The following is a 16,482-nucleotide window of genomic DNA, read 5'->3' as shown; positions in this document are numbered from 1 at the left end:
TACATAACGTTTAACGGGCGGCCCCAGGCTCGTCCTTCCCGTTTGGAAACCAACCAGCATTCCATCCTCCTTACCCTCCAACCCGGCCGGCACGACGGCGACAGCCAGCGCGTGGCCGCCGACGCGGCCCGCCACCTCGGCCTGACAACCGGGCAGGTGCGCAGCGCGGCGCTCTACGCCGTGCGCTACCCCGGCCTCAGCGCCGCGCAAGTCACGGCCTTCGCCGCCGCCTGCCTGCAAGACCCCGTGCTGCACACCGTCGCCATCGACCAGGTAGCCGCGCCGGCCGGTTTTAAAAGCTATATCCTGGTGGCCAAAGGCCCCGGCGTGACGGACGACGAAGGCACCTCGGCCCAGAACGCGCTCGGCGATTTCCTGAACGAGCCGATTGATATCCGTACGCAGCATATTTTCTCGAAGCGAATCTATTTCCTGGAGAATGCCCTACCCCCCGCCGACCTGCGCAAGCTGGCCGAAGAACTGCTGGGCAACAAGTTGATTAACAGGTTTGAAACGGGCGCGGTGGCTGACGGCATTCGTGACTACACCCCGCGCCCCGGCGGCGGGGCCGATGCCCGCACCGAAACCATCGTGCTCGGCGGCCTGAGCGACGAGCAGCTTTTGCAGCTGTCGAAAGACAATGTGTACGCCCTCAACCTGCCCGAAATGCAGGCCATCCGCGACCATTTTGCCCAGGCTTCGCTGCGCGAGGAGCGGGTAGGGCTGGGCCTGCCCGCCGACCCTACTGATTGCGAGCTGGAAATTCTGGCCCAAACCTGGTCGGAGCATTGCAAGCACAAGGAATTCAGCGCCCTTATCAAATATAAAAACCTGGAAACGGGCGCGGAGGAAGAGATTGACGGGCTATTCAAAACCTTCATCAAAGGCGCTACCAGTGAGGTAGATAGGCAGCTGCGCGCCAACGGCAACGACTGGCTCATCAAGGTGTTTTCGGACAATGCCGGCGCGGTGCGCATCAACCCCGAGTCGCTGTTCGTGTGGAAGGTCGAAACGCATAACTCGCCCTCGGCCATCGACCCCTACGGCGGGGCCATCACGGGCATTTTGGGCAACAACCGCGACCCGCTGGCGACTGGCATAGGCGGCGCGCGCTTGTTGTTCAATACCAACGTGTTGTGCTTTGGTAACCCTGATTACGACGGGCCGCTACTGACCGGCCAGCTGCACCCGCGCCGCATTTTTGAGGGCGTGCGCAAGGGCATTGAGGACGGCGGCAATAAGTCGGGCGTGCCGACCGTTAACGGCGCTATCATTTTCGATGACCGTTACCGGGGCAAGCCGCTCGTGTACTGCGGCACCGGCGCGGTAATGCCCATGCAGCTGGACGGCAAAGACAGCTGGGAAAAGGTGATTTTGCCCGGCGACCGCATCATCATGGCGGGCGGCCGGGTGGGCAAGGACGGCATCCACGGCGCGACGTTCAGCAGCATTGAGCTGGACGAGGCTGCGCCCGCCACGGCCGTGCAAATCGGCTCGCCCATCACCCAAAAGCTGGCGATGGATTTCCTGATTATCGCCACCCGGCGCGGCCTCATCCGGTGCAGCACCGACAACGGCGCGGGCGGCCTTTCGTCGAGCATCGGCGAGCTGGCGCTCATCCCCGGTGGCGCAGTGGTGGAACTGGAAAAAGTGCCCCTCAAATACCCTGGCCTCAAGCCCTGGGAGATTTTCCTGAGCGAGTCGCAGGAGCGCTTCACGCTCGCCGTGGAGCCCGCCAAGCTGGACGAGCTGCTGGCGCTGGGCCGCGAAATGGAAGTCGAATTGACCGACATTGGCTTCTTCAACGCCGAGGGTTCGCTCGATGTGCTGTTTGATGGCAAGCCCATTGCCGGCATTTCGCTGGAGTTTCTGCACGAGGGCGTACCGCGCAAAACCCTGCTGGCCGAGCACGTGAAACCCGCCGCGCAGGAGCCGGTTCTGCCCGCCGCGCTGGATTATAACGACGTGCTGCTGAAGCTGTTGGGTTCGCTCAATATCTGCTCGCGCGAGTCGGTTATCCGGCAGTACGATCACGAGGTGAAGGGCCGCACCATTGTGAAGCCTCTCATGGGGGCCACTGGTCAGGCCCCGCAGGATGCCGCAGTGGTGCGCTTCAATTTCGAGAGCTGGGAGGGCGTGGCCGTGAGCAACGGCATCCTACCCCGCCTGGGCGATTTGGATGCGTATCAAATGTCGGCCGGCTCGTTTGACGAGGCCGTGCGGCAGATTATCTCGGTGGGCGGCAAGCTGCCCAACCTCACGCCGGGCGACAATATCTTCTGGTCGGTGAACGACAATTTCTGCGTGCCCGACTCGGTGTACGACCCCATCGTAAACCCCGATGGCAAGCAGAAGCTCGCTAAGCTGGTGCAGATGTGCCAGGCCCTGCGCGATGCCTGCGCCGCCTACTGCATCCCGCTCACCAGCGGCAAGGATTCGATGAAGAACGACTTCAAGGCCGACGGAGTGAAAATCTCAGTGCCGCCCACGGTCCTCTACTCGATGACGGCCAAGGTAGCCGATGTGCGCCAGGTAGTTACCTCTGATTTCAAGCAGGCCGACGACGTGGTGTACCTCCTCGGTGAAACTTACGACGAGTTGGGCGGCTCGGAATTCTACCAGCTCTATAACGAGCTGGGGGCCAACGTACCCCAGGTTGATTTTGCCAAAGCCAAGGCGCTCTACACCCTCGTAGGCGAGGCCAACGACCAGCAGCTCATCCAAAGCAGCCACGACCTCAGCGACGGCGGCCTCGCCGTGACGCTGGCCGAATGCACCTTCGGCCGCGAGGGGGTAGGGGCGGAGCTGGACCTGAGCGGCCTACCCCCCGAGCTATCGGTGAACGCGCTGTTATTCAGCGAGTCGCCCTCGCGCTTCGTGGTAAGTATAGCGCCCGAGGACGTGGTAGCCTTCGAAAGTATTCTGGAGGAACGCGCTACCCGCCTGGGCCGCGTCACGGCCGATGGCCAGCTGCGCGTGCGCCACCAGGCCACGGAGCTACTGAGCCTGAATACCACCTACCTGCGCGCCGCCTGGACTAATGGGCCGGTTAACCAGACAATTGGTTTGGAGCCAGCCACGGCAATCAGTTAACAAGTATCATTTAGCAATTAACAAGTGGGAGTAGCTGAGATGATAAACGAAGCAGCCAGCCAAGGAACAGGCACCGAGCAAGCAACGCCCAAGGCGTTGATTTTAACCGGCTTCGGAATAAATTGCGAAGAGGAAATGGCGGCGGCCTACCGCCTGGCGGGCGGCGTGCCCACCATCGTGCACCTCAACGAGGTGCTGCACGGCCGGGTGAGCATCCACGATTTTGATATTCTGAATTTTCCGGGCGGCTTTTCGTTTGGCGACGACCTGGGCTCGGGTGTGGTGCTGGCCAACAAGCTGCGCTACCGCCAGACCGGGGCCGCGGGCCGCACGCTGCTCAGCGACATCCGTGAGTTTGTGGCCGCCGGCAAGTTTGTGCTGGGCATCTGCAACGGCTTTCAGGTGCTGGTGAAGCTGGGCCTGCTGCCCAACCTGGGCGGTAACTTCGAGCCCGAGGTGACGCTGACGCATAACGCCAGCGGCCGCTACGAGGACCGCTGGGTGCGCCTCGCGGTGAACCCGCTGGCCAAAACGCCCTTCCTGAAGGAGCTTACTTCGTTTGAAGTGCCCGTGCGCCACGGCGAAGGCCGCCTGGTAGTGCCCGATGCGGCCACCCGCGAACGTATTGTGGCTCAAGGCTTAAACTGCCTGACTTATGCCGGCCACGACGACCTCGAAACTGGCACCTACCCCCTGAATCCCAACGGAGCCGACCTCAACTGCGCCGGCCTCACCGACCCCACGGGCCACATTTTTGGCCTCATGCCGCACCCCGAAGCCTATCTGGCCGGCTGCAACCACCCCGATTGGGGGATGAAAAAGCGCCGTGGCGAGCTGAAGGATGAGGGGGAGGGCCTGGCCATTTTCAAAAACATAGTTACTCATCTCACCCACCGGGCGCAGGAGGTTAGCGCGCCTGCTACCCACGTCTAATTTATTCGGTATGAACACGCTCCCGCACTTCGCTACCCCCCAGCTCCAACTCCTGCACCGCGGCAAAGTCCGCGACAGCTACCGCATCGACGACCAAACCCGTCTCATCGTGGTTTCCGACCGCCTCTCGGCCTTCGACTCGGTGCTTGAAACCGCCATTCCCCACAAGGGCGCGGTGCTCAACGGGCTGGCCAACTTCTGGTTTGAGAAAACGGCCCACATCATCCCCAACCACGTGAAGGCGCTGATTGATGCCAATGCCATGCTGGTGAAGGAAGCACAACCGATTAAGGTCGAGATGATTGTACGCAACTACATCACCGGCTCCATGCTGCGCGGCTACCAGAAGGGCCAGCGCACGTTTTCGGGTGTAACCGTGCCCGACGGCCTCACCAAGCATCAGCAGTTCCCTACCCCCATCGTGACGCCGACCACCAAGGAGGAGTCGGACCGCGAAATCACCCCCGAAAACCTCGTGAGCGAGGGCTGGGTGAACCAGGAGCTGTACGATAAGATGGCTGAAAAGGCACTGGAGCTGTTCAAAGTCGGCTCCGATTTGCTGGCCTCGCAGGGCATCATTTTGGTGGATACCAAGTATGAGTTCGGCCTGCTGAACGGCGAGCTGATTCTGATTGACGAAATCCACACGCCCGACTCGTCGCGCTTCTGGAGCGCCGAGGATTACGCCAAGAATCCCGAAGGTGCCGAGCAGATGGACAAGGAGTACGTGCGCCAGTGGCTGATTGCCAATAAGAAAGACGGTAAATACCCCCGAGCCCTCACCCCCGAAGTAGCCCAGGAAGCCACCAACCGCTACCTCGACATCTTCCAGCGCATCGTAGGCCATCCCCTGGCCACGGCCGACGAAACCGCCACCGGCGGCAACGTCGCCAACCGCCTGGTTAGCAACCTGGTAAAAGCCGGCATTATGAAGGATGCCTGGGTGAACATCGTGATGGGCTCGCCCGCCGACAAGGAGCACTGCCAGAAAATCCGCTCGTTCTTCGAGGGCTACGAGGTATTCACCCAGCTGCGGGTGTGTTCGGCCCACAAAAACGGCGAGGAAATCGGCCCGATGGCCGAAGTCTGGAACCGCTCCATTGAGCCGGGCGTGCTTATCGCCGTGGCCGGCCTCAGCAACGGTCTTGGCGGCGCGCTGGCGGCTAATGTGAACGTGCCCGTTATCAGCTGCCCGCCGTGGAAGGATTACGCCGAGCTGGCCATGAACCTGAATTCGTCAGTCATCATGCCCAGCGGCACGCCTAACCTGACGGTGGTGCGCCCCGATAACGCGGCCCAGGCGGCGTTGCGCGCCCTAAACACGCCGCGCCTGCGCGAGCGGTTGCGCCACGATATTCTGGCCACGAAAGCCAAGCTGAAAGCGGCTGACACTGAGTTGAAAGGGTTGTAATTTTTTAGTGTAAAGCTTCGCAAAGCTGGCAGCGTCTTGCTGAGTACTTAACCACCTTTGCGAAACTTTGCTTACTCTGCGAAACTCTGCGCTAAATGACTTCTATGAATCTCGTCCTCCTTGGCTCCGGTGCCCGTGAGCACGCCTTGGCTATCAAGCTCCGCCAGGACGGCGCGACCGTGCACGTGCTGCCCGGCAACGCCGGCATCCCCGGCAGCGTGCCGGACATCAGCGCGCTCGACTTTCCGGCCATCAAAAGCTTCTGCAACGAACAGCAGGTCAAGCTGCTAGTGGTAGGGCCGGAAGCGCCGCTCGCCGCCGGCGTGGCCGATTATTTTCTCGATACCGATATCCGCGTATTCGGCCCGCGGCGGCAGGCGGCTACCCTCGAAAGCTCGAAGGTGTGGAGTAAGGACTTCATGCGCCGCCACGGCATTGCCACGGCCCGCGCCTGGAGCTACCGCAGTGACCAGTTTGCCGAAGCGCAAGTCAAAGCCGAAGAATTGCAAGGCCAAGTAGTGGTAAAATTCGATGGGCTGGCCGCCGGCAAGGGCGTGTACGTGTGCAGCTCGGTGGCTGAGGCTACGGCCGCTCTTACGGAGCTGCGGGCGCTGTACGAGGGCTGGTTTAGCTTCCTGCTCGAAGAAAAGCTCACCGGCCCCGAGGTTAGCCTCATTGGCCTCACTGATGGCAACCGCATCCGGCTGCTGGCCCCGGCCCAGGACCATAAGCAGCTGCTAGCCAACGATGAAGGTCCCAATACCGGCGGCATGGGCGCGTATTGCCCAGTGCCGTTTCTGGATGATAACTGGCTGGCCGCCATTCGCCGAGATATTATTGACCCTACCCTGCGCGGCCTGCAAAGCGAGCCGTTTGACTTCGTGGGCTTTCTGTATTTCGGCGTGATGCTCACGCCCGGCGGCCCCAAGCTGCTCGAATACAACGTGCGCCTCGGCGACCCGGAGGCCGAAGTGATTCTGCCCGCCTTGGAAAGCAGTTTGCTGGAATTGATTGTGGCGACGCTCGATGGCAGCCTGGCCCAGACCGTGACGCGGCAGCGCCCCGGCGCGTTCGTGGGCTTGGTGCTGGTTTCGGGCGGCTACCCGGCGGCGGGATTTCCGACGGGCTTCCCAATTCATGGCATTGGCAACCAGGGGCAGGGTACGCAGCTGTACCTGGGCGGCGTGAAGCCGGGCGAAACGGACGGCGAGCTGCTGACCAATGGCGGCCGGGTTGCGGTGCTGGTGTCGCACGGCCCCGACCTGCCCACCGCCGTGCAACTGGCCTACGCCGAAGCCGAGCTAGTGTATTTTCAGGATAAATACGTGCGCCCCGACATCGGCCAGCGGCCTACCCCCCTGCTCGAAACGAGCGCCTACTAAGGTGATAAACAGCGCGCCCGAAGCAGCCCAGCCACCCAATGCCTTGCCGCCGCCAGCGGGGGGTAGGGTGGCGCGCCTGGCCATCCTGCTCTCGGGGCGCGGCTCCAATATGCTGGCGCTGGCCGAAGCCGTGCGCGCAGGCGCGCTGCGGGGCCTGGCAGAGGTAGCCGTGGTATTCAGCAACGACCCGGCCGCGCCCGGCCTCGCTGCCGCCGCTGGTCTGGGCCTGCCCACCGCCAGCCTGCCTTCGAAAGGCCGTAAGCGCGAGGAATTTGACCTGGAAGTGGTTGATATTCTGCGGGATTATCGGCCCGATTACGTGGTGCTGGCGGGCTATATGCGGGTGCTGTCGCCGGCTTTCGTGCGGGCCTTCGCGAGCCGCATCGTCAACATTCACCCCGCCGATACGCACCAGCACCAGGGCTTGCACGCTTATGAATGGGCCTTTGATAATCGCCTGACAGAAACTAAGATAACGGTTCACTTCGTGGACGAAGGCCTGGACACCGGACCCATTCTGGCCCAGCGCGTTGTAAATTTGGTAGGAGCCACTACCCTGGCCGAGGTACAGCGCCGCGGCCTGGCCGTGGAGCACGTTTTATACGCCGAAACGTTAGCTGGTTTACTAAATAAGAAATGAGTTGCCATCTGTCATTGCGAGCCTGCGAAGCAATCTTTCCTTCACGCCCCGCTGATGTTAGTAGCCGACAAGGAAAGATTGCTTCGCAGGCTCGCAATGACAGTTCCTACCCCCCTCGCCCTTCCCAACCAATTTATAATTCATAATTAAATTATGTGCGGCATCGTAGGTTTTCACGGCCCTGAACGCGTGGTGGGCGATATGATTATCGGCCTCACCGCCCTTCAGCATCGGGGGCAGGATGCCGCCGGCATTGCCACGTTTGACGGCGACGCTTTTCACCTGCACAAGGGGCAGGGACTGGTCAACGACGTATTTAAACCCAAGCATACCAAGAAGTTGACCGGCAACACCGGTATCGGGCACGTGCGCTACACCACGCAGGGCGCCAACGATTCGGACCTGGCGCAGCCCTTCACCACGAGCTACCCTTTTGGGCTGGCGATGGTGCATAATGGCAACGTTATCAACTTCCGCGACGTGGCCAAGCTGCTGCACGAGAAGTACCACGTGCTGCCCAAGACGACTAACGACCTGGAACTCATCATGTACACCTTCGCCTCGGAGCTGCGCGTGAAGAACCTGGACAGCCTCTCGGTAGTCGATATTTTCGACGCCGTGGAGACGACCCAGGAGCTGGTGAAGGGCGCTTACGCCACTGTCACCATCATTGCCGGGCATGGCCTGCTGGCGTTTACTGACCCGCTGGGCATCCGGCCGCTGGTGATGGGTAGGCGCGACACGCCCGACGGCCCGGTGTACGCCTTTGCCTCGGAAAGTACCTGCTTCGACTACCTCGACTTTGAGTTTGTGAAGGATGTCGGCCCCGGCCAGGCCGTGTTTATTGACAATAACTTTCAGGTTCATTTCAAAAATCCCTATGCGCTGCCCAAGGCGTTTTGCGCGTTCGAGCAGATTTATTTTGCCCGCGAAGACTCGACCATTCACGGCCGCCTGGTGGCACGTGAGCGCGTGCGGCTAGGTAAAGTGCTGGCCCGCAAGGTAGTAGATGCTGGCTTGAAACCCGATATGGTGATTGACGTGCCCAGCAGCGGCTACTTCGCCGCCTCCGGGCTGGCCGAAGCCATCGGCGTGCCCTACCGCCGGGCGATGGTGAAAAACAACCACATGGGCCGCTCGTTCATCGTGCCGACCCAGGCCGGGCGCGAAGACGTGGTGAAGAAGAAGCTCAACCCCATCAAGGCGTTTGTGGAGGGTAAGAAAGTGGCCGTGGTGGACGACAGCATCGTGCGCGGCACCACCTCGCGGCGCATCGTGCGCCTGCTGCGCGAGGCGGGCGCGGCCGAGGTGTACTTCATTTCGAGCGCGCCGCCCATCGTGTCGCCCTGCATCTACGGCATCGACATGGCCATGAGCACGGAGCTGATTGCCGCCAACTACACGGAGGACGAAATCTGCCGCTACATCGAGGCCGATAAGGTTATCTACCAGGATTTAAGCGACTTGCAGGATTTGTTTTCCGAGGAGAAAGGCCACGGCGGCTCGTGCTTCGCCTGCTTCACCGGCAAGTACCCCACCGGCGACGTGACCAAGTATCTGCGCCACATCCAGGAAGAGCGCCAGAGCCACCGCATCGTGGATAAAGTACCCTCGGTGAGCGCTAAAGCCCCGCTGCCGACCGAGCATTGAAGAGCCATGAAATGCTTGTTGCTACTGGCTGGCTTAGGATTGTCGAATCGGTGAAGGGGCAGCAACTCGCGCCGAAAAAAGTGGTGCCAGCAAAGCCGGTTGCTATAGCCGAAGTGCTGCAAAATTCAGCTAATCCTCGTTTCAAAGTACTGGAAAATCCTACGCCCGTTTACCGGAAGCCAGCTGATACGCTGAGCCAGCGCTACGTTTTTAAATTAGGTCCGGGCACGAGGGTTTATATCAGAAAGGCTCTTCCACAGGGCTATACGATAACGCTTTTTTTCGGTGCCGCAGAAGAATATTATCTACCCTACAAGCTCGTAGCTGGGCTGCCCACACAAATAGAGATTTAAATTATTACCCGAATTGGTCGCTCTCCCTGGTGCACCCTACCCCTCTCCTGCGGAAAAAGGCAGGCCAAAGGACTACATTTTGTTTCTGTCAGTAGTACTTAATTATCAATCCTAATTTAACTACGCTCGCGCCGCCTTGGCTCCCTCTCTCCCCCGGAGAGGGGGGCCGCGGGGTGAGGCGACCCGCATGAACAACCCGCAAACCCCCGACGCCGGCTACTCCATTGACCTCGGCAACGCCGCCTCGAAAAACGCCTACAACTGGTCGAAAAAAACCTTCGCTACCCGCGCTGGCCTACCTGGCGAGCCCGCGCGCGGCCTCGACGGCGGCTTCTCGAACGAAATCCGCTTCGGTCAGGAGCGCCTGGGCATCAGCTCCGATGGCATCGGGACCAAGATTGAATTGGCCGAGCGCCTCGACAAATACGATACGCTGGGCTACGACCTGGTAGCCATGACGGCCGACGACCTCATCGCCGCCGGCTTCGTGCCTACTAACCTGTCGAATATTATCGATGTTAATACGCTTGACTATGATGTAGTTGACGAGATGATGCGCGGCCTGCACGATGCCTGCATGTTCTCGAAAATAGCCATTACCGGCGGCGAAATCGCGGAGCTGGGCTCACGCATCGGCGGCTTCCCCGGTGCCCGCATGAACTTCAACTGGTGCTCCACGGCCATCGGCGTGCTGCACCCCAGCCTGGCGCAGCCGCTGAGCGGGGCCACGGCGCAGGCCGGCGATGCGGTGGTGGCCCTGCGCTCGCCCTCCTTCCGCTCCAACGGCTACTCGCTGGCCCGCAAGACGTTGCAGCGCCTCTTCGGCGACCAGTGGCACGCTACCCCCTACGATGGCCCCGATGCCGACCAGCACCCCACCTGGGGCGCGGCCCTGCTCGCGCCCTCGCTCATCTACGCGCCCGCCCTCACGGCAGTGCTCGATGCCGGCCTACCCCTGCGCGGCGCGGCGCACATCACGGGCGGCGGCGTGGCCGACAACTTCAAGCGAGTGCTCAAAAACGGCCTCGGCGCGGTGCTCGACAACCTGTTTCCGCCCCTACCCGCCATGCAGCGCCTCTGCGAAATCGGCGGCATTTCGGCGGAAACCGCCTACCTCTACTGGAACATGGGCAACGGGATGCTGCTCCTTACCCCCCCCGAATCGGCCGAAGCCCTGGTGCAGCAGCTCGCGCAGAGCGGCTACGCGGCCCAGGTAGCCGGCTACCTCACCGCCAAGCCGGGTGTGACGCTGCGCGTGGCGGCGGGGGAGCTGCGGTATTAGCGCGTAAGTACTATCTGATAACATCTCTTTTGCCGATAGTTACCAACGTAGTATATTTGAGTAAGCCACGCAAACCGAAATATTTTGCAAGACTTGCTTTGTTGAATTATTTGTCATACCTTTTTACTCATAATAATATGAATAGTTCTGATAAAGACATTGCGAAGGCCCTCAGTGAAGCTCGGCGTAAAAACGCTGCCGCTGCTGCAAAGGCCCGATATGCTGAACTTGACCGCCTGACAGGAATGAGTGCAGCTGAGCGCATTGCAGAGTTGAACAATAATAAATATGATAGAAAATGATAGAATAATAACGTGTACTTGGAGTGTTGACGGAGGAGTTTTGGAATACGACCTCAGTTATTTACACTCCGATTTAGGGGTTTTGGTACAAGACTATTGGATTAGCTCGATAAGTAATGAGGGACGAATATTTCAGAGTAGCTTTTCTTTAATTGGGAAGGATGCGGCAGTAGAGAGCAATTTCTCTTACCTACCGAAAGAAGTGAAGAAACAAATTTGGGACGTGGTATTTGAGATTAAACGTAAATTCTTTGAGGATTATAAACCTGATATTGTAGAGCACTTTATAGACCAAGCACATTCCGTGGAAAAGCGCTTCGAGTTGTATAAAAGCAGGTTGCCGCTACCACAGTATGAGATTGAAAAAACAAAACATACCATCGTCTATCAAAAGAGAAGAACCCCCATCGTTGCCGGTGGGGGTTCTTCTCTTTTGGTACGCTAAATCTCACGCCGGCCGTACCGGCCGCTTCGCCAGCATAAGTTGCGTGCGGAACTCGTGGAGCGACTGCTCCAGGCCCACCGGATACACGTGCGGATTGAGGTAGCGGCGGATGCTGGGGTCCAGGCTGTTGACTTGCTGGCGGGCGTGGGCGCGGCTTTCGGTCAGGGTCGGGAGCGGCTGCACCAGGTGGCCCTGGCGCAGCACGGGAGCCAGCAGGTCCACGTAGGGCGCGTTGGGGTGCACGGGGCGGCGCCGGGTAGCATCGGCCGGGTCGATGATGGTCGGGGAGGGGGGTAGGGCCTCGGGGGCGGCGATGTTGTAAATCATGTCGGCGCGGGGCTGGCCGCCGTCGCCCAGGTAGCGGCGCACTTGCAGGATGCCGGGGATGCTGGTTTTGGCCTGCTGCTCGGAGAGCTTGATGGTGAAATCCCAGCCCTGGCCGTCGGCGGTGCGCAGGGCGGCGAGCTTGTACACGCCCCCAAGGGCCGCCTGGTTGTAGGCCGTCACGAGCTGCGTCCCTACCCCCCAGGTGTCGATGCGGGCGCCCTGCTGCTTGAGGTTGAGGATGAGGTTTTCCTCCAAATCATTGCTGGCCACGATGCGCACGGCGGGTAGGCCGGCCGCGTCGAGCAGCTTGCGGGCTTCTTTCGACAGGTAGGCCAGGTCGCCCGAGTCGAGGCGGATGCCGCCTAGCTCGTGGCCATGCTGACGCATTTCGAGGGCTACTTCGATGGCGTGGCGCACGCCGTCGAGCGTGTCGTAGGTATCGACCAGGAACACCGAGTCGTCGGGAAAAGCGTTGGCATAGGCGCGGAAGGCGGCTTTTTCGTCGGCAAAGGTCATCACCCAGCTGTGAGCGTGGGTGCCGCGCACCGGGATGCCGTAGCGCTGGCCGGCCAGCACGTTGCTGGTGGCATCAGCCCCGCCGAGGTAGGCCGCGCGGCTGGCCCCGAGGCCGCCATCGGGTCCTTGAGCGCGGCGCAGGCCAAACTCCAGCACGGAGTCGGCAGGGCCGGCGGCGTCGCGCACGCGGGCCGCTTTGGTGGCAATGAGGGTCTGGAAATTGACGAGCGTGAGCAGGGCCGTTTCGACCAGTTGCGCTTGCAGCAACGGCCCCTGCACGCGCACCAGCGGCTCATTACCAAACACTACCGTGCCTTCGGCGATGGCATCGACATCGCAGGTAAATTTCAAGCCCTTTAAGTAGGTCAGAAACTCATCGGGGAAAAGCCGGGTGCCCTTGCTGCCCGTGAGGCTGGCCAGGTAGGTAATATCATCAAAAGCGCAGCGTTTCGAGGTAGTCCACGGCCAGGGCCAGGCCCGCCGCCACGGCGTAGCCGCCCTCGAATGGCGCTTTGCGGAAATAGAGGTGAAACACCGCCTCGCGCTCGTGGAGGTTGTTTTTCCAATAGCCGTAGGCCATCGTGAGCTGGTAGAGGTCGGTGAGCAGGGCCAGCGAGGGGCGGTAGAGGCCGGAGAGGGGCGCGTTGTTCATGGGGCAAAGCACGGAATAAATAGCGAAACTGCCGGGTGCGTTGGTCGGCACCGAACGGCCGAGCGCGGCCGCGGGCGTTACTTTGAGGCGTGGAAAAAAATACTGTTTCGCCCTCGCTGTGGCATCGCGTGGGTCATTTGCCGGCCACGTTGCGCTTAGCAGCCGGGGTAGTGGTCGGGGTAGGAGCCTGGGCGCTGAGTCCGGCCCACTATTCGGTGCTCATTCGCCTCATTATCGGCTGGGATGCGTTTACCACTACCTCGCTAACGCTCATTTGGATAGGCATGAATACGGCCGATGCCAACCGCATCCGGGTCATCGCGGCCAAAGAGGATTTGAGTCGGCTGCTGAGCTTCGTGTTTGTGCTGGTGGCGGCGGCGGCCAGCCTGCTGGCCGTGGTATTGCTGCTCAGCACCACGCACGACCTGAGCCCGGCTATGCTCACCCGGCACATTGCCCTGAGCGGCGTAGCGGTAGCGGGCTCCTGGCTGCTGGTGCATACGGTGTTCACGCTACGCTACGCCCACATGTATTACGACGCCGGCCCCGATGGCAACGACGTGGGTGGCCTCGACTTCCCCGGCAAAGTAGCAGAACCCGATTATCTCGACATGGCCTACTTCTCCTTCGTGGTCGGGATGACGGCTCAAACCGCTGACGTTAGTATCAGTGGGCGCAATATCCGCCGGCTGGCGCTGCTGCACGGCCTCATCTCTTTCGTCTTCAATACGGCCCTGGTGGCGCTGGTTATTAACGGCGTAGCCGGTATTCTGTAAGGCAGTGACCCGTTAGCTATGAACAGTTAAATCGGAATTGCTCACTGTTTATAGCCAACTGGGCATTGCTCTCAAAACAGGCTGCCTTGCACCTGCTGGGGAATCAGTTTTGGTGGCACCACCACGATGCCCGTCAGCTCGCGCATACGGGCCAGGAAATGCTGGGCCCAGACGGGGGCGTGGCGCACATCTTTCTGATGGATAAACACATACGCCGTGTGCAGGCCCTGGGCGTACCACGCGGCCAGGCGCTCGGCCCAGGCATCGGCGCGGGCGTAGTCGCTCGGGATGAGGCCGTGCCCGTTGAGGCGAAGGAAGGCGGTGGGGGTAGTGAGGCGCTGGACCAGCACGTCGCGCCGGCCGGCCACGTCGGTGATAACCAGCGTTTTATTCAGCGCTTCGAGCGTAGCGAAAATCGTATCGGCCAGGGCTTTATCCGCGAACCAGCGCGGGTGGCGCAGCTCCACGGCCAGGGGTACCTCTGGGGGCCAGTCGAGCAGGAAGCGCTCCAGGCGGGGTAGGTTTTCGGGGCCGAAGTGAGGTGGCAGCTGCAGAAAGCAGGTGCCCAGGTTATCGCCCAGCTCCTGCACAGCGCGGGTAAAGCTCAACGTAAGGGCATCGGTATTATACAGCTCGCGCTCGTGGCTGATGCTGCGCGGCAGCTTGGGGCAGAACTTGAAATTTGGCCCCACGGCCTCGCGCCAGCGCCGGCCGGTAGGCGCGTCGGGGATGCGGTAATGCGTGGTATTCAGCTCGATGGAGTTGAATTGCTGGGCGTAGTACTTCAGAAAATCAGGCTCTTTCGCGCCCTGCGGAAAGTAGGTGCCCAACCATTCCTTATTGGTCCAGATGGGGCAGCCTACGTACAGCGCGGGGGGGGTAGGGGCCGGGGCGCGGGCCAGCACCCGCGCGGTGTCGGGGTGGTCGGGGGGCAGGCGAAAGTCAACGTAGCGCAGGTCGGGCAGGCGGCCAAAATCCATGCGGCGAAGGTACGGCGGCGGACGAACTTGCGGGCGCAGTAATGTACAACGGATTTAGCATTGCTGCAAGCACTCCTTTAGCTTAAACCAAAGCTTTAAGCCCAAATTTTACACCCGTCGGATAATCGTATTTTCCCACTTGTATTGAGAAAGTACAAAATCTAGGCGTAAAGTGCCTTCACTAAACACAATTAGGGTTTGGGTCTGCTCGACGTAACCAAATCAAATGCAAATTTTATTCAAAAAGTACAATTAAAAAATAATGTTAAGCTACTTAGCAAGGGGTGGGTAGCTGTTTTATGGAGGCGCGCCCTACATTCGGTTAGCTCACTATCCATCAAGGCGCATGACGCTTACGCGACCAACCTTTCTTTCTGCTGCTTTTCTACTCCATTGCTTTTGCTGGCTGCTGCTAGGAGCTGGGCTAGTATCACCGGCTGCCGCCCGCACCCACGCGCTGCGCCACAAGCATTTGCGTCGGCACATCCACCTTGCCCGGATGCTGCCCACAATTATTCCAATGGCCCGCGAGGGCTACGCTACCGTGTTGCGGGGCCGCGCCTCGTGGTATGGCAAGCGTTTTCAGGGTATGAAAACGACTAGCGGCGAACGCTTCAACCGCTTCAAATACACGTGCGCTCACAAAACGCTGCCCTTCGGCACCCGGTTGCGCGTGACGAACCTCAACACTGGCGCTACCGTGGTGGTGCGCGTGACGGACCGCGGACCTTTCCGCCACGACCGCATTATTGACTTGGCCGAAGTGGCCGCCCGCCCGCTGGGCATTGTCGATTCGGGGGCCGCTACCGTGGTGGCCGAAGTAGTGGACGCTGCTACCCCCCTCGGCCTCACCGATACGCCCGATAACCTGGCGGTGCTGCGCAAAGGCGACCCCAACCCAGCCGCTCCCTTCACCGCCTACCTGTTGCCCGAAACTACTACCACGGCCCCCGCCCTAGCCGTGGCCAACGACCAGCCCGCTACTCCGGATGCTACCCCCGCCGCGCCGCACTTCGAAGTGCAAGCCGGCACCTTTGCCACTCCCGAGGCCGCCCGCATCATGCTGGCCCGCATCCTCACCATCGACCAAGCCCTGCCCGCCGATGTAGTGGCCGTTACACTAGCTGGTCGCCAGCTCAACCAGGTAGTAATAAGTCAGTTGGACAATTGGCTGGCCGCCGAAACCGTGCGTCGCCACCTCCAGCTCTGGGGCATTACGGGACTGGTGAGGCCCGTGCCAGCCCACGAGGCCGAAGCCAGCAATCTGGCTCGCTCGGCGGCCGCACCTGCCGAAATGGCCAACCTACGGCGCTGATACGGCGGCCGCCGAAAATAGCACTTGCGGGTTGCTTTTAACCACAACAAGCCTTCCCCGCCAAGGGAAGGCTTGTTGTGGTTAAAAGCAACCCGCAAAGCTCACTTAGTCTTCGGAAGCGCGGTTAATGACCACGATAGCTACCACGGCCAGGGCCGCTACGCTGAGAATCAGCTGGGTAGGGGTGAAGTTCTTGGACGCCTTGCGCAGCAGGGTGCCGCCGTTTTTCAGCAGGTCATCCATGTGCTCGGTTTTACCCTGAAATACGTTTAAGGCCGCTTCGAAAGTGCGGGCAATGTCTTCGGGCAGAATATTTTCGATTTGTTGCAGCTGGTCAGCCATGAGGAAAGCAAGTAGGGGTGAATTGGCAGGAAAGGCTGGCAGGATGCCGCCTCTCCGCTCTTACGCAAAAAAACGCCGGGCGT

Annotated in this window: 11 protein-coding genes and 2 pseudogenes; 10 read left to right on the top strand and 3 right to left on the bottom strand. The window is 60.6% G+C overall.

From position 1 onward, the window contains the following. Positions 1 to 42: 42 nt before the first annotated feature. The 8 genes and pseudogenes from A0257_13315 to A0257_13280 all read left to right on the top strand — a co-directional run bounded on the left by A0257_13315 (position 43) and on the right by A0257_13280 (position 11,491). Positions 43 to 3,093: a phosphoribosylformylglycinamidine synthase gene (locus A0257_13315; GenBank protein AMR27971.1), complete on the top strand. Its 3,051-nt coding sequence runs from the start codon at positions 43 to 45 to the stop codon at positions 3,091 to 3,093. A gap of 39 nt (positions 3,094 to 3,132) precedes the next feature. Then, on the top strand, positions 3,133 to 4,026 hold the full coding sequence (locus tag A0257_13310; protein AMR27970.1) for a phosphoribosylformylglycinamidine synthase: 894 nt from the start codon (positions 3,133 to 3,135) through the stop codon (positions 4,024 to 4,026). Positions 4,027 to 4,036: 10 nt separating this feature from the next. Beyond that, positions 4,037 to 4,960 (top strand): annotated as a pseudogene (locus A0257_13305) (phosphoribosylaminoimidazole synthetase). Between the two features lie 623 nt (positions 4,961 to 5,583). After that, complete coding sequence (locus A0257_13300; protein AMR27969.1) at positions 5,584 to 6,819, top strand: hypothetical protein; 1,236 nt, start codon at positions 5,584 to 5,586, stop codon at positions 6,817 to 6,819. Positions 6,820 to 6,928: 109 nt separating this feature from the next. Beyond that, positions 6,929 to 7,459 carry a phosphoribosylglycinamide formyltransferase gene (locus A0257_13295; GenBank protein AMR29757.1) on the top strand — a complete coding sequence of 177 codons (531 nt, stop codon included), beginning with the start codon at positions 6,929 to 6,931 and terminating at the stop codon, positions 7,457 to 7,459. Positions 7,460 to 7,612: 153 nt separating this feature from the next. Then, the gene (locus A0257_13290; GenBank protein ID AMR27968.1) at positions 7,613 to 9,109 is read left to right on the top strand and encodes an amidophosphoribosyltransferase; all 1,497 of its coding nucleotides are present in this window, start codon (positions 7,613 to 7,615) and stop codon (positions 9,107 to 9,109) included. A gap of 540 nt (positions 9,110 to 9,649) precedes the next feature. Then, positions 9,650 to 10,744: a hypothetical protein gene (locus tag A0257_13285; protein AMR27967.1), complete on the top strand. Its 1,095-nt coding sequence runs from the start codon at positions 9,650 to 9,652 to the stop codon at positions 10,742 to 10,744. 384 nt (positions 10,745 to 11,128) lie between these two features. Continuing rightward, a complete protein-coding gene (locus A0257_13280) occupies positions 11,129 to 11,491 on the top strand; it encodes a hypothetical protein (GenBank protein ID AMR27966.1) in 363 nt (120 codons plus the stop codon). A gap of 3 nt (positions 11,492 to 11,494) precedes the next feature. On the opposite strand, the pseudogene A0257_13275 reads toward A0257_13280, so the two are convergent. Then, positions 11,495 to 12,986 (bottom strand): annotated as a pseudogene (locus A0257_13275) (nicotinate phosphoribosyltransferase). An 89-nt stretch (positions 12,987 to 13,075) separates the two neighbouring features. Here A0257_13275 and A0257_13270 point away from each other — a divergent pair. Continuing rightward, positions 13,076 to 13,762 (top strand): hypothetical protein, encoded by a 687-nt coding sequence (locus A0257_13270; GenBank protein ID AMR27965.1) that lies wholly within the window; start codon positions 13,076 to 13,078, stop codon positions 13,760 to 13,762. A gap of 71 nt (positions 13,763 to 13,833) precedes the next feature. Here the strand turns inward: A0257_13270 and A0257_13265 are convergent, their stop codons facing one another. Then, the gene (locus tag A0257_13265; protein AMR27964.1) at positions 13,834 to 14,742 is read right to left on the bottom strand and encodes a hypothetical protein; all 909 of its coding nucleotides are present in this window, start codon (positions 14,740 to 14,742) and stop codon (positions 13,834 to 13,836) included. A 499-nt stretch (positions 14,743 to 15,241) separates the two neighbouring features. Here A0257_13265 and A0257_13260 point away from each other — a divergent pair, with 499 nt between their 5' ends. Further along, positions 15,242 to 16,057: a hypothetical protein gene (locus A0257_13260; protein ID AMR27963.1), complete on the top strand. Its 816-nt coding sequence runs from the start codon at positions 15,242 to 15,244 to the stop codon at positions 16,055 to 16,057. A 105-nt stretch (positions 16,058 to 16,162) separates the two neighbouring features. Here A0257_13260 and A0257_13255 read toward each other — a convergent pair whose 3' ends face one another. After that, entirely contained in the window at positions 16,163 to 16,399 is a 237-nt protein-coding gene (locus A0257_13255; GenBank protein AMR27962.1) for a hypothetical protein, read from the bottom strand. Positions 16,400 to 16,482 lie beyond the last annotated feature (83 nt).

The organism is Hymenobacter psoromatis (genome assembly GCA_001596155.1).
Lineage (GTDB): Bacteria > Bacteroidota > Bacteroidia > Cytophagales > Hymenobacteraceae > Hymenobacter.
Note: the sequence above shows the minus strand (reverse complement) of the source record. Positions and strands in the feature narration are given on the sequence as shown.